The sequence below is a fragment of the Paenibacillus intestini genome, assembly GCF_030803945.1.
GTDB classification, from domain to species: Bacteria; Bacillota; Bacilli; order Paenibacillales; family Paenibacillaceae; genus Paenibacillus; species Paenibacillus polysaccharolyticus.
In genome coordinates this window covers 133,168-153,157 of record NZ_JAURUN010000001.1, presented here as the reverse complement: position 1 = coordinate 153,157, position 19,990 = coordinate 133,168, and the positions used below count along the sequence as shown (strand labels likewise).

The window sequence follows — 19,990 nt, the reverse complement described above, 5'->3', positions numbered from 1 at the left end:
CCATGTCCAGGTTGCCGTTTCTTTTTATCATCACGGGCATCGTTGGATTTGTAATGTATCACGCATTCTCCCTGCTCTCCCTGACAGGCTGGCTAGGTGATGAATTAAGGGGACCCGAAGGCTGGTTTCATGCGCATTTGTTCGTACTCGGATGGGCCACCATGCTGGCGATGGGTGCAGTTTATCAGTTGATACATGTCATTTTACAAACGAATATATATAGTACAGTGCTTGGTTACTGTCACTATTTCTTGTTCACCGTCGGTGCTACAGGCATGTTGATTGGTTTTATTCGCACAGATGTAATATGGATTGCAGGTTCAGCAACGCTTGCACTATCCGGCATTTTGTTATTTGGCTTGAACATGGGTATCACCCTCTACCGTGCTTCCATATGGAACCCTGTAACGATCAGTGCAGCGTGTGCCTGTCTGTACCTTGTACTTACCGGATTATCCGGCATGCTGATGGGACTGAATTTTGCTTTTGGCGACTGGAATGGTCTGCATCAACGATTGTTTGGCGCACATATCTGGATGGGAACCCTTGGATGGTTTGGCATGTTAATTACCGGGTTCAGTTACAAAATGCTGCCGATGTTTTATTTGTCCCATGATTTCTCTATCCGATTGCAAAAGATGGTTCTGGTCCTGTGGAATGCTGCTGTTATTACAGGAGTGATTGCATTCCTGACAGGTATCCAAGGTGGCTTGCTCTGGTTTGCGCTTTTGCTTTTGACAGGAGCACTGATCTGTTACGTATACCACCTGGAGCAAATTCAGGAGAAACGGCATAAAAGCAACCCTGGACCCGGAATCCGCTGGACGGTCTATGTAAGCCGTGCCTTGCTCGTATATTCCATGGCTCTGTTAATCTATAGTGCGCAAGATGTAGAGCTACTCCTTGATTCACGCGTTGTGCTTCTGACTGGCTGGGTATACCTTGGAGGCTGGGTATCTCTGACGATCCTCGGGTATGCTTCCAAAATCGTGCCTTTTCTATGGTGGACCCACAAATACGGCAAGCTTGCCGGACGTCCTGGCACTCCACTCATGGCCGGCATGTTAAGTGAAAAAAGGATCAATCATGGAATACTTGCGATGGTCGCAGCCAGTCTGCTCTTAGTCAGCGGTATTCTGATTAATTTGGCGGAAGTGATGATGGTTGGCGGAACATTACTGTCTATGATCTCTATCGTGTATATTTCAAATATCGCCTTGGTATTCAGACGTTAACAAGATGGATTGGAGCGTGGAAAAGATGGAACAAACCTCACAGTTACTAGAGTATTTAAAAGAAGTATATGACCCGGAGCTTGGTGTCAACATCGTTGACCTCGGCCTTGTTTATGAAGTAAAGGAAGAGCCGGATCACATTCAGGTGCGTATGACGCTGACTACGCCAGGATGTCCGCTGCATGACACCATTGTTGGTGCGGTGAAATGGGTTTTACAAGAAAATACGGACAAAACCGATATTGACGTACAGGTGGTATGGGAACCGCAATGGTCTCCGCAGCTGATGTCCAGAGAAGCCAAAGTAATGCTCGGATACTTTTAAACCGTGCTGATCATCAAGGATGTTGGTAGAAGGATATATGTCCAAACAACCCTGTCTGATGAACATCAATACCCAAAAAAACGTGCCCAAGCTCTGATCCAGTCAGGCCAAAGGTACGTTTTTGTATGTGTTCCTTTTTGCACGGAAAAGAGATGCACCGCACCAAAGAAAAGAACTCCTCGCGGAGTCCCCATTCCCTATTATTCATCCGGCTCTATCGGATATTAGATATCCTTGGCGTAAGAAGCTTCCGGCACTTTATTCAATACCACGAACAAACGAACTTCCGCATTACTTGTGTTATGGAACGCGAATTCCGTCTCTCCTCCGCAGGATACCACATCTTCTGCCTGAATCTCATGCTCTGTTCCGTCCAGAATCAGTGTGCCCTTGCCTTCAACAACAAGCAACGTGAGGTCTGCACCGGGATGTTTGTGAACGGGAAGCTGTTGTCCTGGCAGAAAATGAAGCATGAAGGTTACACCGCCTCCTTGTTGAAACAACACCCGTTTCGTGAAACGTTCCGTACTGTATGCTTTAACTTCTTGTAATGACGTGATACTCATGATCATCATCCTCCTGTATTTGTTCTGGTTATGTATTCATCTTAACGCAAAAAAACCTGCAACTCCTTGATTCAAATCAAGAAAATGCAGGCGTGAATTCAGGATTTACATTCTAAAATATCACTTGTTTTATATATCAGTAAATACAAGAACAAATACCAATATAATATATATCCATATTATAATAGGAGAAACTCATTCATATTACCAATTGTCCTCTCTTTTCCGCCAAACCAATCGTTGCTTGCACACCCGAGTTAAATTCCAGAAAATCCTGCTCCACCCCGTCACTGAAAATAACTCCATCCTCCGGCATTTGTGAAACAATGTGAAGGGGTTGCTTCGCATGAATCTGTCCAAACACGAGATTTGCCGCCGTGGTTCGACTCGGGAACGGTTCACGTACCGTAAAATATAAATAAGGGGAATCCCACGAAAACTCGTTCTTGTTCAATCCTCCCTCAGAAGCCGTTCCTCTTAAATCAACTGATCTTTCATCACTAGTCAATTGCTGGTGCTCCCCCCTGCTCACATGTTGCCAAGCCGCTGAACGGACAATACCTGAAGCACCAGCCAGCACACTCTTAAACCATCCGGTTGATCCCATGCCTGTAGATACGATAATACCGCTGGATGATTGATTTTCAGTAGAGGCTCCCAAACGCACTTCATAACGGGCAGATACATGTGTCTTCCGACCAATAAAGAGATCATTGACACCGTACAGCACCTGTCCGTCATTTAACTCAACTTTGGCAAGTGTAACTTCCTTAAGCGCGCGCTGTCTACGAATCACGTCTGGAACAATGAAGCTTAAATCCTCCACTGTAAAAGGTAACAGCACCCCGTCCCACCGCATCGGATCTGGATTCACACCGATAAGCGGCTGCTCGGTAACATATTTCAACGTATTGGCAACCAGACCATCCTGTCCGACCACTACTACAATATCTTGCTCTCCAAAAATAAAGTTTGGCACATGCTCTCGGTCAATCATCTGAACACGTCCAAGTTGACTCAGTTGTTGCTGAGCAAGCTGTATCGATTGCTTATAACGGCGATCTTCCTCGACGTAATCGCTAAAGTCAGCACCAAGACGTTCAATGTAAAACTGAGCCTGCTGTACAGTGTTGTAACGTACAATCAATTCCTCCAGCCGGGTTCTGCGCTTAACCAAAATTAATTTATGCTCACTCATGGGTTCATTTATCTTAACCATCTGTGATTCCACCTCCCGCTTTCCCTTTGACTTGAGGAAAACCATTATTGATTTTTTTGGTTTTTTTGAATTTTTCGACTTGTCTCACTTGTTTCATTTGTCTCACTTGTCTCACTTGTCTCACTTGCCCGACTCACCAGATTGACTTGATTATCTGACACGTTTTGACTAACTCGACTGGATCGTATAAACCGTGTTCTGGAAGCGGATAGATTGGTTTGTTTCCCCCATCCAACAATCATCGTGTTGCCCCTCCCTTACCTCTTCCTTCTGCTGGTGCCATCAGACCCTGTAGCAGATCTGGTGAGATATTCAGCTGCCCGATTTTGCCAGCATTCTCGGCCAGTTCCTGGAACGCAAGTGCAATCAGTTTATCCGAATTCATGCCCATATTGGCCATGGCCTGTAATACGTTCGGCTGTACATGCTGAAGCGAATTCATGACTGCTGCAATCTCATACGCTTTGGCATCCGCTTCCGCATTCTGATTCGCAATGGTGAGCTCGATTAACTGTTGCTTGCGCTCTTCCATCGCGGTATTAAACTGGAGCTGCTCCTGTTCCATCTCGTTCTGCTTCTGTTTCACCGAGCGTTCGGCCTGTAATTGGGTTTCCCGAATCTGTTGTTTCTTCGTCTCCACCGCAATCTCGGTATTCAGTTCATTTTCTTTCACACGGCGTTCCTGCTCAATGGAAGCATTGCGCCGCACATATAAAGCTTCGTCGGCCTGCTTCAGAATTTCTTCCCGCGCCTGTGCTTCCAGCGCACGCATCGTTTCCTTATTAGGCAAAATAGCCAAAATGGACAGATTCATCAGCTCTACGCCCAGCTTTTCCAACTCTTCATGTTGTGCGACCTCTCGTTTCATGTTGCTGGCAAGCCGTTCGCTGGATTGAATCGCTTCTTTTAACGGCAACTGCTCCAAATATTTCTTCGTGAGCACTTTTGCTATGGTAATCACCCGCTGATCCAGCTTGTGAGGATCGTCAGACATATATTGATTTTTGCGCAAATTGTACGTGTAATTCAGGCTCTGTGTAATCTTGCTGTAATCCATAATGCGATAGCTAAGCTGTCCCTGTACGGTAACCGTCTGATAATCCGCTGTAATCTCTTCAAACATAAACGGCACATCCACCGAAGAAACAGGCAATACAACCACCGAAGTCGTCGGCTCATAATAATAAAAAGATAAGCCCACGCCTTGGCGCTGTACCTTGCCGTTCTTCACTTTCATAACATATTCACTCGGCTGAAACTTTACAAATCGGAATCCTAACATGGCTCATTCCTCATTTCTTATTAATGTCGTTTTGATATTATCGAAATGATAACAAACGATCTCGATATTGTCAATACGACATTAACAAATTCCGCACGAAAAAAGAGACCGAATCTTGGATTCGACCTCTTTCTTGTCTACATGTTATTTACTTTCCATTAAATCAAGTTACCGTTTCTAATACAGCTGTTCCATCAATCTCGCTACTGCAACGGCGCCTTGCGCACGATTAGCGGTTTGCTTGGGAGCAAATGTGTTATCAGGCAAGCCGTTTAGCACACCGAGATGCGACATGAATGCCACGGCGTCTTTGGCATAATCGGCAATATCTGCTTGATCTCTGAACTTCATCTGACCCGTGTTTACAGTAGCAGAGTTGTTATTACGTTCTGCTGCTTCCATCGCTCGATGTAGCATAACACCCATATCCTGCCGGGAAATGAGATCATTCGCACCGAATGTTCCGTCCGCTCTGCCCTGAATAATGTTCATTGCAAGACCTGCGCGAACCGCATCCGCATACCATTGATCTGACTTGACGTCTGTCGGTAGTTGGGTAGCCGAAGAATCAGTGAGATTTGTTTTGCCAATCCCTTTAACGAGCATCTGTAAAAATTGGGCACGGGTGAGTTCACCCTGCGGTTCAAAACGTGTGTCACTCATTCCCGCGATGATGCCTTTGCTATAGAGATGTTGAACCTCTTGAATTGCCCAGGCGTGTTGCTGCAAGTCGGTTAACGGCACTTCAATATTGGTTATAACGTAACTTCCAGGCTTAGACGGCTTGAATGCCATCGTAGCTGTGGTCTGCTCATACTTCGTATACGTCACAGGATGGAGTTCACCGTTTGTTGAGATGGAGTTGACAACCATGACCGTGTGACCTGCTTTGACAGGTTGCACATCGGACAAAAGCACTTCAACCGTCTTGTCAGCCCACTGGATTGACTTGTTATTGAGCAGCATCTGCACATCAACTACAGGATGATTGCCCATATTGGCTCGCTGGGTATCGTTCACTTGCGCAGCTGAGCCTTCCGCAACGATAACGTCAAACGCACCTGTGTTCTCGGCAATCGTGAGGGGCAGGGACCGAAGCGGGATCCGAACTGTCGTTTTGCCTGCAACCACCTCAATAGACTGCACTTCCTCTGAACGAACCCATGAAGAGAGCTGACCTGCTGGTACTTGGAACTTCACTGTTTTGGAACTGTCTGGTACATCGGCCACCAGCTTCAATGTACGTTTTCCTGTGTCCATTGATTTCAAGGCCTGAGCAAGCTCCGCTGTACTTGGACGCACCGCATATGTGCCATCTCCAGTTGCTGTTCCTTTTACAATAATAGAACCGCTCGCAGTTTCGCTACCAGGTGTTGGCTGAGAAGTTGTTGATGGGTTGTCCGTACTTGTTGAAGGTGCCGATGACCCGGACGGATTACTAGGCTGAGATGGCTGTCCTGTGCCCGGATTTGTCGTCTGACGTGCCAATTGTGCCATGGCTTCCTTCAGAAGTTGTTCCGCAATGGTGAGCTCTTCTTCTGTAGCTTCCGCATCCAGAACCAACTGCTGCGCTTGCCCCAACGCTTTACTGAACACACTCCAGCTTGAGGCCGTGTAATCCGTTTGTTTCAATGCTTCCGCAGATGCAACGGTTGATTTCAATACGGTCCTGTCACCCGGAATTGTGCCATATGCCTCAAATTCCATGAATCCAACCCATGTCGGACCAGCTGTAATGGTTACACGAATATAACGCCCATCTGTTCCCTCGGGGAGAACATGACTTGGGGATGTCGATACGACAACATCACTGGTTGTATCCACTACGGTCTTGAAATGCTCATTATCATCGGAGACATCTATTCTGTATTTGATCCCACCGCTCCACATCGACATTTCAATTTTCCGAAGATTGGCAACCTGTCCCAAGTCCACCTTCCACCAAGTATCGTTACCCGGGCCCTGATCCGTTCCCCATGACGTATTTGGATTATCATCAATTGCACCTGACGGGGCGTTGTCTTTACCGCCTCCATTTCCAGCACTACTATATGCAGTAGCGGTTTTACCCGTGGTCAAGGCTTCTAGTTTAACCAGATTTGTAAAAGCTTGTTTTAATGTATCCAGTGCTGCATTCACCTGAGATTGCATCGCATCTGCTTGGTCTCTCACCTGAATAGCAGCCTGTAAAGCTTGCTGTAGAACTGACCAGCTGCGGTGTGTATATGAAGATTCATTTTCCAGCTGCATGAGCTGAATGTACTGGTGCAGTTCTGTTTTATCCACGTCAGACAAGCCCTTAATGGCTGCTTCGAGACGCTCTACCGCTTTATTTACATCAGTCTGAGTAGCTCGTGAGTTAGCCACAACGGATTTTGCATGTTCCAGTGCTTTACTGAATACGCTCCATGTTGCATCCGACCAGTTATTCCGTTGAATCTTCTCTGCTTCTGCAATTGCCGCTTGAAGTGGCTCCAGTTCTGGTGTAATCACGCCAAGCTGTAACATCACATTTTCCAAAGATGCTGATGCAGCATCGGTTTCCTCTTGACTCACACCACCTGACGTATACGCTTTGGCGTATACCCCTTTAGCTTCAACAATTGCAGGAGCCAGACTGCCCCAGCTTTCTGGTGTAAAATCACTTTCTACAAGCGAGTTTGCTCGTGTCAGTGCCGCTGCGAGCTGCTGCCGATCTGTCGGCATCTGTTCCATTCCTCTTTTGTACACATCGAGTGACCATAACGCTCTTCCTTCATAAGAATGCCCGCCATTCGCTGGATACTCATCGTAATCAAACATGCCCTGGTTCTCCCACGCATCGCCTTCGGATGCAATCCAGCCTACATCTGCCGGAATCCATGCCGGCTCCCAGTAAAAGAAACCTGCACCGCGATTATTCGGTACATTGGCAATCAAATCCATGATGCCAGCGATGGCATCGTATTGACCTTGCACTGTTGCCGGGAATGTGGCTCCACCATGAAAGAGCGCTTGATCCGAACCGATAATATTTCCATGCGCGTCCCCGTTTTTATAAGTGAACGGATAAGACGTTTCAGCTATAATGACATCTTTCCCAAAGGCTGCTGAAACTTCGTTCATCGTTTTCTGCACATCGGCAAATGTCCCGTGCCAGAACGGATAATAGGATAGTCCAATGATGTCATAATCGGAGCCCAGTCCTTGTTTTTTCAACTCCTCAAAATACCATTTGAATGTCTCTGCCTTGCCACCTTCAGCCAGATGAATCATGATCTTCGCCCGATCAGCTGCATTAACGTTTCCTTCAACTGCGCGAACCCCGTTGATTCCCTGCTTCAGCAAAGCTGCATTTTCCTCAAAATTCACATCGCTGCTTAGTCCATTGAGGAGACCACTGTTGATCTCGTTACCAATCTGCACCATATCCGGCATGGCTCCTGCCTTCTTCAGATCCCCAACGACTTCAACCGTATAATCATACACCGCTTGCTTAAGCTCTTCGAAACTTAACTTTTCCCACGCTTTCGGTCTGAGCTGTTGACCCGGGTGTGCCCACTCATCGGAGTAATGGAAATCCAGCAGCACCTTTAACCCTTTTTGCTTCGCGCGTACGGCCATGGTGATGACGTCAGCTTTATCGTTATAGCCGCCTGATTTTTGTGGGTCATTCCACAACCGCAGACGTACATAATTGACACCTCGATCTTTGAGAATATCAAGCAAGTCCCGCTCGGTGCCGTTGATATCCAGGTATTTTCCACCTTTATCCTCGATAGCCGTGAGTGTGGAAATATCGACGCCCCTCACATAATCGGAACGATAACCTTGTACAGCAACTGTTGCTTCGGGTTTAAGATTCGTACCATATACGGCACCCGTGACAGAGAATGAACCTGTTTTTTCATATTTCGTTGGATCAATGCTGTCCCATGTGACAGGAACGAGACCCGACTTATTATTCGTAAAATTGGCTTTGACTTCTGCCGGCAGAACCGGCGCACTTCGTGGAAGTGTGCTCACTTGAACGGAATCAAAATGGGTAATATTAGCCGGTTCCATGCCCTCCGATTCTCCCCACACTTTAAACTCCAATATTTGTGGCCACGCTCCGCCCTCTTTATAAAAGGCTATGTTGAGCTTAATGTATCGTACATTATTTTGTTGAAATGTCAGATCAGCAATCTGTTTCGCATCTGCATTATCACTTTGATCCGTAACGGTAGACCAATGCTGCTGGTCAGCAGACGTTTCAACCGTATACTTCACTACCGTACTGTCTCTCCATGTTATTTCCGCTCCGGATAGATTGTACGTTTCACCCAGATCTATGATGACCCACTCCGGTTTTTCAGCAGTTACTCCCGTTTCTGTACTCCAATAGGTGCTCGCATCCCCATCTACCAGATGCGTTTTATCGCCTCCCCATCTTTTTTCATCCGAACTCACCGTTACCGTTTTGTTCAGCGCGATATTATTTTTTGCCGCCTCTGCGGGCCTGGCGATCAGACCCAGATCACAGAATAACAACAACAAAACAAGACAGCCGCTTATGTACCTTTTGTTCACCCTTGATCTCCCCTTCTTGTGTTTGTTTGTGCTTGGATCAATGAATGTCATGAATCCTCCCCATTGTAAGCGCTTCATGATCCTTAGCAACACGGCATTATGCAAAGGAAACAGCAGTTATTTTAACAATGTCGACTTTTCTAAACATAATCCAGCCTAGCGTAATCCTTATTTTCCAGCCTCAGGGAGATGAACATGTGTATTCTTTTTCCGGCAAAAGCTTACCAAAAGCAAAAAATCTGTTTGCCCGCCCGGAGGCGGAACACAACAGATTTAGTGGCTTACTATATTAAAATCGTTTAATAGAATTGTTTACTAGAATATTTCAATAGAATAGTTTAAATCCATCTATTATTTCGCCAGCTTCAATTCAAGACGAACCTGGATATCATTTTCAGTAGAAAGTACAACCGAGTGTGGATTTTTCATGCCAAAATCTTCAAATGTAACCATCGTTGTGCCGGACAGCAGCACTTCATTATTTTGATAAGCCGCTTTAGCGTCAAACGTAACTTCCTTTTCAATACCTCTTACGGTAAGTGTGCCTTTCATTTTCAAATCAGCCGTCTGTCCTTCTGTCCATTCGGAAGGCATACCTTCAAATGAAGTGGCTTTGAATGTTGCTTGCGGATGTTTAGCCATATCGAAGAAGTCTGCACTTTTCACATGCTCGTCGCGCTGTCCATTACCGGAATCAATGCCGTTTACCTCGATTGTTCCTTCTGCTTTCGACTGGGCCGGGTCATTCACATTAATCGTCCATTTCCCGCTAACCTGCTCGTCCACAAAATTTACGGTTTCTTGTGAAGTGGTTACTGAGAAATATACTTTCGACCCCTGACTGATATTCCAGTCTCCGTTCAGCTGGTCTGCTCCAACCTTTTTATTTTCCACTGCTTTGCCCGTGCCGCTATCTGCAGCTGTAGTGGATGCAGCCGCGTTTGCCGGAAGCACCTGTTCAATCTCAACATTGTTACCCAAGTAACTATTTGCAAAGTAATAACCGCCCCCACCAATAATGGCTACTGCTGCTACCCCTGTAATAATCCACGTTTTGGCCTTTTTACTCATCTCTATTATTCCTCCAGTACAGTATGGTTTCGTTACCTCTTGATATGGATAGTAACAGTCCAATGTGTCAGGAAGAAGTCAAGATGAAATTCTTTTTCATTTTTTTTCAAAATGTGAAAACAGGATTGGCTTTATGTCCCGCCTCATGTAAAATCAGTACACAAGCTTGTCTGTGAAAGGAGAACACCCTGTTTGAAATCTGTACTCATCGTAGAGGATGAGCAAGCAATCGCACGCGTTCTGGCTGCTTATCTGAGAAAAGCTGAATTTGAAGTTCATCATGCAGCGGATGGCAAGACTGCTTTAACCCTTTTTGATTCCGAAAATCCTTCTATCGTATTACTCGATGTTATGCTACCCGGAATGGATGGATGGGATCTGTTACGAATTATTCGGGAAAAGAGTGCTTGTCCCGTCATTATGTTAACTGCACTGGACGATATTACAGATCGGCTTAACGGTCTGAATGCCGGTGCTGACGATTATATGAGCAAACCGTTTGTACCTGAAGAAGTGGTTGCACGCGTGAACGCTGTACTGCGGCGGAACCCGCACTGGACTTCCGGAGGGCAGGACAAACGTTCTTTTGGCAATCTGGTCATTGACCTTGCGGCTAAGCAAGTGCTACTGAACGGTGCGGAGGTCGCACTTACACCACGTGACCTGTCTCTACTGATTTTTCTATCCGAGTATCCCAACCGCACATTCACTAGAGATCATCTGATTGAACAAGTCTGGGGACTCGATTATGAAGGCAGTGATCGTGCTGTAGATCTATCGATCAAACGACTGCGTCAGGCACTCTCTCACTGGACAACAGACACAGGAGAAATCCGGACGTTGCGAGGAATGGGGTATCAATTTTGGATCGCCAACTAACATCAACCAAACCCAAACGAACAACATCGATTTTGTCACATTGGACACTACGTTACTTTCTGATTTTATGTATCGGCTTCTCCGTGATTGCCGCGGGTGCGCTGTACTGGATACGAACAACATCGATTGAGAAAAGTTTGAAAACGGCTGAGCTACTCGGTTGGGAGATTGCTGATCGAGTAGCAGTGAAGGATCATAAGCTTCAGGTACCACCTGATCTGAATACGATCGTAAGCAGCCGGGAGAAGCTGTTTAATACCGATAACTATTTTTGCGTCATGGTGCTCGACAATAACAACAAACTGATTTTCTCCCAGCCAAAAATGCAACAAGAGGATGTTTATTACCGACTGTCCGATGATTTTCTTGAACCGCGTAACAGCAAGTATGCTGGTGTAACGGTAGATATTGCTGACGGGAATCAAACGATTGGCAAAGTATGGGTCATGCAATCCAAACAATCTATCACCTTCGGTCCTGAAACGGTCTGGCTCGTCGCATTGATTTTTGGAGGCCTTATTCTCTGCGGCTGGTTCACGATTTATCTCCTGTCGAGCAAACTATCTAGACCGATTCGTCAGGTCGCTTACGCGGCAGAACAGATCCGAGGTGGAAATTATGATGTAAACCTAGATATTAAAACACGTGAACGGGAAATGAACGAACTTGTAGGTTCTTTTGGGGATATGGCAACCCGTCTGCGTCAACTCGAAGAATGGCGTGCACTTTCTCTCGCAGGCGTTAGTCATGAGCTAAAAACGCCTGTCACCTCGATCAAAGGATTGGTGATGGCTGTTCGCGACGATGTCGTCAGTCCGCAGGAAGGCAAAGAGTTTCTGGATATTGCTCTGAAAGAATCTGAACGCATGGAACGAATGATTGCGGATCTACTGGATTATAATGCCATGACCGCTGGAAGTGTTGCTGTTCGGAAGGAACGTACCGACCTGAAGTTGCTTGTTGGCGAGATCATTTACCAATGGAAAATTGCCTATGAGGAACATATGCCAGAAGTTCAGCTTCATGCGCCGTCAGACGCACTATACGTGATGGGTGATGCGCTCCGGATCCAGCAGATTATTGTAAATTTGCTTAACAATGGACTGCATGCCACAATACCTGGCCAACAAGCCCTCTTCCAGATGCATTTAAGCGTAGAGGAAGACATGTTACATGTCGATGTGCAGGACAACGGCACGGGAATTTCCATAGAGGATCAGCATAACATATTCGAACGATTCTATCGGGGAGAGTTGAAAAAACGCCGTAATCGTGGCTTGGGTCTCGGTTTAACATACAGCCGTCTTCTTGCACAGGAGCAAGGTGGTACGTTAACCCTCGTTTCCAGCAGTCCAGATGGAAGTACGTTTAGATTAAGCTTGCCACGCTGGATTGCTCAGCAGGAAACATCTATTCCAGAGAAAACCTATCGTTCACCTGTCAAAGCCAAATCAGCATTGTAATAAAAAGGCCCGGTATTCCTTACAAAAAGGAAGCCGGGCTTTCATTATTCGCCGAGGTACTGACTTCACCTCTACCCTTGTAGCACTCGGGGTCTGTATTCCTCGTACGCATCAGAGATCAACTGCCTGTGCAGAGCACTGCTTCCAATAATAGCTTTACGCTTTGCTTTTAACACAATCTGCTCCACATCCGCATAGCTGCAGCCAGCCAGACGTTCACAAATATAATCCTCCAGCTTGTGCTCCTGTTCAAACGTTCCAACCAGTTTGCTAATGTACAGTCTGCGGCTATCTTCATCTGGCATCGCGTACGTCATCTTGGTATCAAATCGGCGCCAGATCGCATGATCAAGCTGTGTCTCCAGATTCGTGGCAGCAACCAGAATGCTGTCCCCTTCGAATTCATCCAAACATTGCAAAAGGGTATTTACCACCCTGGCCATCTCTTTTACCTCGTCGTTACTTTCCCTTGTTCGGCCAATGGCATCAAATTCATCAAGAAACAATACGCAAGGATTAAGGCGAGCATATTCAAACAACTTGCGTACGTTACTTCCCGTTTCTCCCAAGTGGCTGTGAATAAGGGCATCCAGCCTGACCAGTACAAGAGGCAGTTCCAATCTCTGAGCCAGATATGACGCGGTTAACGTTTTCCCTGTGCCGGGAGGGCCAAACATGACCATTTTATTAGGGATGGATACATCATGTTCCCTGAACTTTTCTTTCATGCCAAGAATCGTAATGAACTCTTCGACAATGCGTTCATTTTCCGCCGAGAAGACAATATGTTGTGCTTTTCGTTTACATTCCTTCGGCGTGAAGAATGCCGCCATATCGATTCCTTTTGCACGAGGGATGCGGTTTGCGTGATTCATTTTACTCATGTGTATATGTAGCTCCTTCAAAAAAGATAGTCATTCGTATCGTCGTTATTTATTGTTAAAGATTTTGTTGTTGCGGACTGCTTGCTAATTAATCGTAATTATTACTATTAAATAATAACATACAGATGCCTCTTTGCAAAGATTAGACTCCTGATCTGCATCCGTATGTCTCCTGAGCCGCCATTCAGTTGCATGGGAAAGCAAAATTTGCTATTCTGAAAGTGCATCGTTGTGTATAACACAAAAAAGCCCTCCAAATTCATGAGAGCGTGAAAATGGTTCCAGATTCTCAAGCGGCAACTTGCGAATCCGGATCTTTATACCAACGAATGTAAATCCAACTAAAAGTGAGGTTAACAATCATGGCAAAAGACGTATTGTGTGAAGTAAACTCCTGTCGTCACTGGGCTCAAGAAAACAAATGTAATGCTTCTTCCATCTACATCGTGAGCCACGCTTCCAAAGAAGCAAGCGAGTCTGCTGAAACAGACTGCAAAACGTTTGAAGTTAAATAAAAAGATCTGTTTCATTCCAAGGAGCCCACTCGGGTTCCTTTTTCTTTGTTTATTGTAGCAAGAATGATAATTATTATCAAGCCCTCGATGCAAATTTTTCACCCCAAGGTCCGTAGCACATTAGACAACAGCTTCACGTAGTATAGGATAGAAATAAATGTGCTCATGAACCATGACCAAGAGGTGAAGAACTATGCCCGCTAAAACCGGCATGCAGTATTGTGAACGAATTAACGCCCAGACCGTACCCTGCTGGTATAAAGGAGAACTGCTTACTGCTAAACGCTCCGAGCACATCGCCTTCTCCGGTTTGATGAAAACTCAAATGAATATGTACGACCTGCAGTATGACCCGCAGCTTACAGAACTTATGACGTATCCTTCTCCTACCGATGGAAAGCCTGTAGGAATGTCCTTCCTGCCTCCAACCAGCGTCAACGATCTCCGCAAACGCCGTGAAGCGATGACGATATGGGCTCAGACTCATCACGGTTTTCTGGGACGCTCACCCGATTACATGAACACAGCGATGATGGCGTTTTTTACCGCTGCCGACTTATTGAACGATCTCTCTCCACAATATGCTGAAAATCTGAGAAATTACTACGCCTATTGTCGTGATCATGACATCACACTATCCCATGCCTTTATTCAGCCACATGCCAGTAAAATTTCAGGACAGATGGATGCTACTGAAGATGCCATCGCTGCCAAGGTTGTTGATCGGACTGATGAAGGACTCATTATAAACGGTGCATTTATGATGGCCACACAGGCTGCTACTTCAGATGAAATTTTTGTCTATCCATCACCTTCTCCTGCACCTTTTGATGATGAAAATCCATTTGCTTTTTCGTTTGCAGTTCCTAATGATCTGCCTGGCATCACTCTGATTTGCCGAGATACGTATGCAGCTGAATCCAACTACAATTACCCCTTAAGCTCCAGATATGAGGAAATGGACAATATCGTCATCTTTGACCACGTGCTTGTGCCGCATAACCGCATTTTTTTTGCAGGTCATGAGCAGATGTCTTCGACTCTTTTCAGCGGCAGTAACTTCCATATCCATGCGGGGCATCAGGTGTTATGTCGTTATATTGCCAAAACCGAATTTATGCTCGGCACCATTCAACTATTAACCGATACGCTTGATCTGTCGAACGAGGCGCATGTTTTAGAAAAAACTGCACGTGCTCTCGCAGGTCTTGAATCCTTAAAAGCACTTGCTCTAGCTGCTGAGGCAGGCGCAATACCGGACGGACGAGGATATATCCTGCCAGCGCCTAAACCGCTTATGGCTGCCAATCTTCTCTATCCGAAACTGTATCCTGAAATGATCGAGATATTGCAGTTGCTCAGTTCCAGCGGCATGATCATGGTTCCTCAGGAAGAGGATTTCCAGTCCGGAACAGCTGACTCTTTAAACGTCTACCTCAAAGGCTCCGACATGGAATCCAAAGAACGAAACGCACTGTTTCGCCTGATCTGGGAACTTGGTGCAGGTTCATTTGGAGGCAGACAGACTCAGTTTGAACGATTTTTCTTTGGTAACAACATTACCGTTTCAAATCGCTTATATAAAGCCAGTTCTCAAGATCATTCTCAGCGAGAACGTGTTCGTCAGTTCCTCGGAAACCTTGCACGGTAACATTCACTGAATCAAATATCCGTAAGCGCACCCCGGCAACGCAGCTGTTAGGCTCGTTGCCCTTCACACCAAATGGTCATATACCGTCATGAGTTCTGAAGCTGGTCTACCTCTTGCCACACTGGGTAATCCACACTGCTCACCGTAACCGATGTGAAATACACCAAGCACCCTTTCGCTCGATGTAAGTCCCATCAAGTTCATGAATACGGGATGTTGCTGATAATCATTCATCTTCCAGACGGCGTGTACCCCCTGTTCAGCAGCCAGAATAGAGAATCGTTTGCTCCATGCCTTCGCAGGCAAAACATGATCCTCTGGAGAATTGCCGGGGGCAACCACCACCAAATGAGCTGGGATCGCTTCGGTGTATTGATACGCAGCCCAGCTCCCGTGAGAATCTGCAAGATGAGGCGGATAGCTCTGTCTGACAGCTTCCATATAGAGCTGTCGCCCTTCACCGGAAAACAGCATAAAACGCCAGGGCGCTGAACTCATAACATATAATGATGGATCAGCTTCATCCAGCAACTTTCTTATGACAGCTTGAGGTACAGGCATGGAGCTGAACTCACATGTTCCTGCTCTTCTTTTTCCATTACCGATATCTTGCCTGAATAACGTCGTCACCTGTACTCCCTCCTCCGAAATAAGTGTTATCAACAGCTTCGAGTGTCACATCAACCATGTTTTTTGTGGCTTCGTCCCTTCCGTTCTCCAACGGTCCACTTCTTCATGCACACGGATCTTATCCTTTGAGGTAAAGTGCTCTGATTCTTGCTTCTCGGCTTTGGGAATGCTATCCCGAACAAGACGGATATAATCCATCGAACGCTGTAATGATTGGCGACCTGGTATGTACCTGATCTTCCGCCCTTCCAGCAGACAGTAAATTTCAATCATACCTGGCAACTTGCCAAATGCTTCCCAGCAAAACACACTGACCATATGTTGAAAGGCTTCCACAACGTTGGCATCATGGACCACCATATATTTCTGAACAAGCAGTGCATCCCAGCCTTCCGGCTGCCAAGCCGCCTGAAAGATGACGGATAAAGACATCTGTAAAGAAGGTACTTCTGTTTTCCATTGTTCAAACAAGATCGCAGGCCGCTTCAAGTCATCATTCGCTGCAATGGCCAGGGACAGTTCATCAATCATTTTGTGCTTTACATCCCAGTAATGTAGAACGGAATCAAAACCGTCCGCTTTTCTAGGCCACCATTTTTCGAGTACATATTGAATCGGAATTTCTTTGCGTACGTCAGGGTCCACACTGTAAAAATGATTAATGGCATGGCTCACCGCATATTGCACACGATGTCTCCATTGTAGCGCTGGACGTTGCTCAGCCGAAGGTTCAGGGCGGATAAACCGGTGCGGGCTACGCAACATCTCTTCCAGCTTATAGTCCTCAAGCAAACGTTCAGGGAGCCCATCGCTCCCCTGAGCCTTTGCTGTATAGGCATCACGCTGTAACATTTCGATCAGGATATCTCCGCACCAGCAGTAACAAAACGTCTGCCGAAATCCCGGCATGATTCTTTTTCCTGCTCCAGCGGACTGTATTCAATTTTCAACATCTCTGGTGATACTTCCGCCCCACGTTCCTTCAGCTTCTCCGCTGTTAGATCAACTGCTCCGCAAAATTGTTCATAGGACGTATCTCCGCTTCCGAAGACAGCCGCTCTCTTTCCATGCAAATCAAGCTCATCCAGTTCTTCATAGAAGTCCAGAAATTCATCCGGCAGTTCACCATCTCCCCATGTGTACACACCAATCATAAAGCCCTCATAATTCAAAACTTCTGCGGCATTAAAGTCGGTTACGGATTTCAAGTCAGCTTCATGACCACTTGCTGTAATGCCTTCCACAATGAGTTCCGCAATCTCTTCTGTGTTGCCTGTCATACTGGCGTACGCCACTAACCATTTAGCCATCTATTGTCCCTCACTTTGGTTTCGTTATATGGATTGAATTTCCTTAAATTACGTTTCGCGTCGATTGCATATTGCAATATCAAAATCATAAGTGATAATGATTATCATTGTCAAATTAATTTTATTCAGATCTTCATTTTATGATATGTCGAAATTCGTCTGCACATTGCCTTAATCCCCTGAGGCTAACTGGCGTACAGCCCCTTTTTTGTTGTACAATAGTATCCAAATGAATTTTGAAGGATGGATAAACCACTATGTACGTAGCTAAGAACTGGAAAGACTATGAAGTAATTGATACAGGAGGCGGCGAGAAGCTCGAACGCTGGGGAGATGTCATCTTGCGCAGACCTGACCCACAGATCATCTGGCCACTTGAACAAGAAACCCATGAATGGCGCCAAGCTCACGGTCACTATCACCGCAGCTCTTCTGGCGGCGGAAACTGGGATATGAAAAAGCCCATTCCTGAACGCTGGACGATCGGATATGAAAACCTGAAATTCCATATTAAACCGACAAGCTTCAAACACACCGGCTTGTTCCCGGAGCAAGCTGCCAACTGGAGCTGGATGATGGATAAAATTTCGAATGCAGGACGCCCCATCTCTGTCTTGAATCTATTTGCCTACACTGGCGGAGCAACCGTAGCAGCCGCGTACGCTGGCGCTTCTGTTGTACACTGTGATGCAGCGAAAGGTATGGTCCAATGGGCGAAAGAAAATGTGCAATTGTCCGGACTTGCTGATCGACCTGTTCGTTTCATCACCGATGATGTGTTCAAATTTGTACAGCGCGAACAGCGCCGTGGTAACAAATACGATGCGATTATTATGGACCCTCCTTCTTATGGACGTGGCCCGAACGGTGAAACATGGAAACTGGAGGAAAACCTCTATCCTTTCCTGAAATCCTGTATGACGATTCTTTCGGATAATCCGTTGTTTATGCTAGTGAACTCTTATACCACAGGTATCTCTTCAACGGTATTACGAAACATGCTGACGATGACGATGTCTGCCAAGTATGGTGGAGAGATTACTGCCGGAGAAATCGGATTGCCGATTACACGCAGCGGTCTCGATCTGCCTTGCGGTATTTTGGGCCGCTGGGAGTCCTGATTATGTCTCATGATGTGCAAAAAACTGGAGATATCGAGATTCTGTATGAGGATAATCATCTGTTAGGCATCACAAAACCGGTGAATGTCCCGACGCAGGAAGATGCTTCCGGTGATCCGGATCTGCTCACTTTACTCAAACAGGATCTGAAAGAACGTTATAATAAACCTGGCAATGTATATCTGGGACTGGTGCATCGCCTGGATCGCCCGGTTGGAGGTGCCATGATCTTTGCCAAAACCTCCAAAGCAGCTTCCCGATTGTCCGAAACCGTGCGTGGACGTCATTTCCGTAAAATCTATGCAGCTGTTGTTCATGGCAAGTTGCCAGCACGTCAGGGCACGTTGAAGCACACCCTGCTAAAAGACAGCAAAACAAACACCGTAACCGCTGTACCCAAAGGTACGCCTGGCGGTAAAGATGCGGTTCTAGACTACGAGGTCGTCGGAGAAACCGATCGTTACAGCCTTGTGCATATCGAGCTTCATACAGGTCGCTCCCATCAGATACGTGTGCAGATGAAAGAAGCCGGCTGTCCACTATTCGGAGATCAGAAATATGGCGCCAAAATAAACAAACCGGGGCAACAGATCGCGTTATGGTCTGTCATTGCTGCACTCCCCCATCCTGTCACCAAAGAGGAAGTTGTGCTACAGTCCCTGCCTGCGCGAGAATTTCCTTGGGCTGAATGGCCTATGGATATATACGAAAAAGCTTTCACATTGAAGATATAAACTGCATATAAGCAGATTGGATCAACTAGAAGCAGTAGCTTTCTGCACCTGTAACGTGTCGTTCGGATGCTACATCCGGGCGACACTTTTTTAATCGAAAAATCATATAACAACTCCTTCTATCTGCGTTCAATATTTAATCTTCTAAGACAGGAGCCGATATTCATGACCCCGTTCACACAGCAGGTTGTCGCCATTATTGCTGCGATCCCTGAAGGAAAGGTAATGACGTATGGACAGATTGCAGCCTGCGCTGGAAGCCCAAGGGCGGCAAGACAGGTCGTTCGTATTCTGCACTCTATGAGCCGGAAGGAACGCTTACCCTGGCATCGGGTCGTCAATGCGAAAGGACAAATTGCCATAACCGATGAAGCATCACGCATGATGCAGGAAACCGAGCTTGTCAGTGAAGGTGTGGAATTCCAGCTGGATGGGAGCATCGATCTCCAACGTTTCGGTTATGAACCTGATCCAGATTGGTTACTGCATGATGTGACTTCAATTAAAGATGAAAATGAATGACAGTATATTCTTTCGTTTGCTTAGTGATATGT

General features: G+C 46.2%; 18 protein-coding genes. 9 read left to right on the top strand and 9 right to left on the bottom strand.

The window, feature by feature from the left end; genetic code table 11:
• Window positions 1-2: 2 nt before the first annotated feature.
• Together J2T16_RS00725 and J2T16_RS00720 are read left to right on the top strand one after the other, a co-directional pair.
• Entirely contained in the window at window positions 3-1,235 is a 1,233-nt protein-coding gene (locus J2T16_RS00725; RefSeq protein WP_154890559.1) for a hypothetical protein, read from the top strand.
• A 25-nt stretch (window positions 1,236-1,260) separates the two neighbouring features.
• Window positions 1,261-1,560, top strand: a complete 300-nt coding sequence (locus J2T16_RS00720) for a metal-sulfur cluster assembly factor (protein ID WP_499017474.1) — start codon at window positions 1,261-1,263, stop codon at window positions 1,558-1,560.
• A gap of 224 nt (window positions 1,561-1,784) precedes the next feature.
• Here the strand turns inward: J2T16_RS00720 and J2T16_RS00715 are convergent, their stop codons facing one another.
• The 5 genes from J2T16_RS00715 to J2T16_RS00695 all read right to left on the bottom strand — a co-directional run bounded on the left by J2T16_RS00715 (window position 1,785) and on the right by J2T16_RS00695 (window position 10,249).
• On the bottom strand, window positions 1,785-2,126 hold the full coding sequence (locus tag J2T16_RS00715) for a cupin domain-containing protein (protein ID WP_499017472.1): 342 nt from the start codon (window positions 2,124-2,126) through the stop codon (window positions 1,785-1,787).
• A 199-nt stretch (window positions 2,127-2,325) separates the two neighbouring features.
• The gene (locus J2T16_RS00710) at window positions 2,326-3,345 is read right to left on the bottom strand and encodes a diacylglycerol kinase catalytic domain-containing protein (protein ID WP_499017470.1); all 1,020 of its coding nucleotides are present in this window, start codon (window positions 3,343-3,345) and stop codon (window positions 2,326-2,328) included.
• A 238-nt stretch (window positions 3,346-3,583) separates the two neighbouring features.
• Window positions 3,584-4,627: an SPFH domain-containing protein gene (locus tag J2T16_RS00705; protein ID WP_154890562.1), complete on the bottom strand. Its 1,044-nt coding sequence runs from the start codon at window positions 4,625-4,627 to the stop codon at window positions 3,584-3,586.
• Between the two features lie 177 nt (window positions 4,628-4,804).
• Complete coding sequence (locus J2T16_RS00700) at window positions 4,805-9,178, bottom strand: glycosyl hydrolase 53 family protein (RefSeq protein WP_499017468.1); 4,374 nt, start codon at window positions 9,176-9,178, stop codon at window positions 4,805-4,807.
• A gap of 351 nt (window positions 9,179-9,529) precedes the next feature.
• Window positions 9,530-10,249 carry a YceI family protein gene (locus tag J2T16_RS00695; protein ID WP_154890564.1) on the bottom strand — a complete coding sequence of 240 codons (720 nt, stop codon included), beginning with the start codon at window positions 10,247-10,249 and terminating at the stop codon, window positions 9,530-9,532.
• A gap of 192 nt (window positions 10,250-10,441) precedes the next feature.
• On the opposite strand from J2T16_RS00695, the gene J2T16_RS00690 reads away from it, so the two are divergent.
• Both J2T16_RS00690 and J2T16_RS00685 read left to right on the top strand, forming a co-directional pair.
• Window positions 10,442-11,128, top strand: coding sequence for a response regulator transcription factor (locus J2T16_RS00690; protein WP_090917028.1), 687 nt, complete (start codon window positions 10,442-10,444; stop codon window positions 11,126-11,128).
• Window positions 11,113-12,591 (top strand): HAMP domain-containing sensor histidine kinase, encoded by a 1,479-nt coding sequence (locus J2T16_RS00685; protein ID WP_464677533.1) that lies wholly within the window; start codon window positions 11,113-11,115, stop codon window positions 12,589-12,591. Before J2T16_RS00690 ends, J2T16_RS00685 begins: the two co-directional genes overlap by 16 nt.
• Before the next feature lie 71 nt (window positions 12,592-12,662).
• Here the strand turns inward: J2T16_RS00685 and J2T16_RS00680 are convergent, their stop codons facing one another.
• Window positions 12,663-13,475: an AAA family ATPase gene (locus tag J2T16_RS00680; protein WP_499017464.1), complete on the bottom strand. Its 813-nt coding sequence runs from the start codon at window positions 13,473-13,475 to the stop codon at window positions 12,663-12,665.
• Window positions 13,476-13,837: 362 nt separating this feature from the next.
• Here J2T16_RS00680 and J2T16_RS00675 point away from each other — a divergent pair, with 362 nt between their 5' ends.
• Both J2T16_RS00675 and J2T16_RS00670 read left to right on the top strand, forming a co-directional pair.
• Window positions 13,838-13,990 carry a DUF1540 domain-containing protein gene (locus J2T16_RS00675; protein ID WP_090917035.1) on the top strand — a complete coding sequence of 51 codons (153 nt, stop codon included), beginning with the start codon at window positions 13,838-13,840 and terminating at the stop codon, window positions 13,988-13,990.
• A 193-nt stretch (window positions 13,991-14,183) separates the two neighbouring features.
• A complete protein-coding gene (locus J2T16_RS00670) occupies window positions 14,184-15,641 on the top strand; it encodes a 4-hydroxyphenylacetate 3-hydroxylase family protein (RefSeq protein WP_154983632.1) in 1,458 nt (485 codons plus the stop codon).
• 63 nt (window positions 15,642-15,704) lie between these two features.
• Here J2T16_RS00670 and J2T16_RS00665 read toward each other — a convergent pair whose 3' ends face one another.
• From J2T16_RS00665 to J2T16_RS00655, 3 genes are read right to left on the bottom strand one after another with little or no spacing between them, the layout of a single operon-like run.
• A complete protein-coding gene (locus tag J2T16_RS00665) occupies window positions 15,705-16,271 on the bottom strand; it encodes a nitroreductase family protein (RefSeq protein ID WP_499017462.1) in 567 nt (188 codons plus the stop codon).
• A 45-nt stretch (window positions 16,272-16,316) separates the two neighbouring features.
• Window positions 16,317-17,180 (bottom strand): hypothetical protein, encoded by an 864-nt coding sequence (locus J2T16_RS00660; protein ID WP_253493596.1) that lies wholly within the window; start codon window positions 17,178-17,180, stop codon window positions 16,317-16,319.
• On the bottom strand, window positions 17,129-17,581 hold the full coding sequence (locus J2T16_RS00655; RefSeq protein WP_221788235.1) for a flavodoxin: 453 nt from the start codon (window positions 17,579-17,581) through the stop codon (window positions 17,129-17,131). Before J2T16_RS00655 ends, J2T16_RS00660 begins: the two co-directional genes overlap by 52 nt.
• A gap of 257 nt (window positions 17,582-17,838) precedes the next feature.
• Here J2T16_RS00655 and J2T16_RS00650 point away from each other — a divergent pair, with 257 nt between their 5' ends.
• The 3 genes from J2T16_RS00650 to J2T16_RS00640 all read left to right on the top strand — a co-directional run bounded on the left by J2T16_RS00650 (window position 17,839) and on the right by J2T16_RS00640 (window position 19,958).
• On the top strand, window positions 17,839-18,702 hold the full coding sequence (locus J2T16_RS00650; protein WP_090917045.1) for a class I SAM-dependent methyltransferase: 864 nt from the start codon (window positions 17,839-17,841) through the stop codon (window positions 18,700-18,702).
• Between the two features lie 2 nt (window positions 18,703-18,704).
• Window positions 18,705-19,436: an RluA family pseudouridine synthase gene (locus tag J2T16_RS00645; protein WP_253493594.1), complete on the top strand. Its 732-nt coding sequence runs from the start codon at window positions 18,705-18,707 to the stop codon at window positions 19,434-19,436.
• 165 nt (window positions 19,437-19,601) lie between these two features.
• Entirely contained in the window at window positions 19,602-19,958 is a 357-nt protein-coding gene (locus J2T16_RS00640; protein ID WP_154983637.1) for an MGMT family protein, read from the top strand.
• Window positions 19,959-19,990 lie beyond the last annotated feature (32 nt).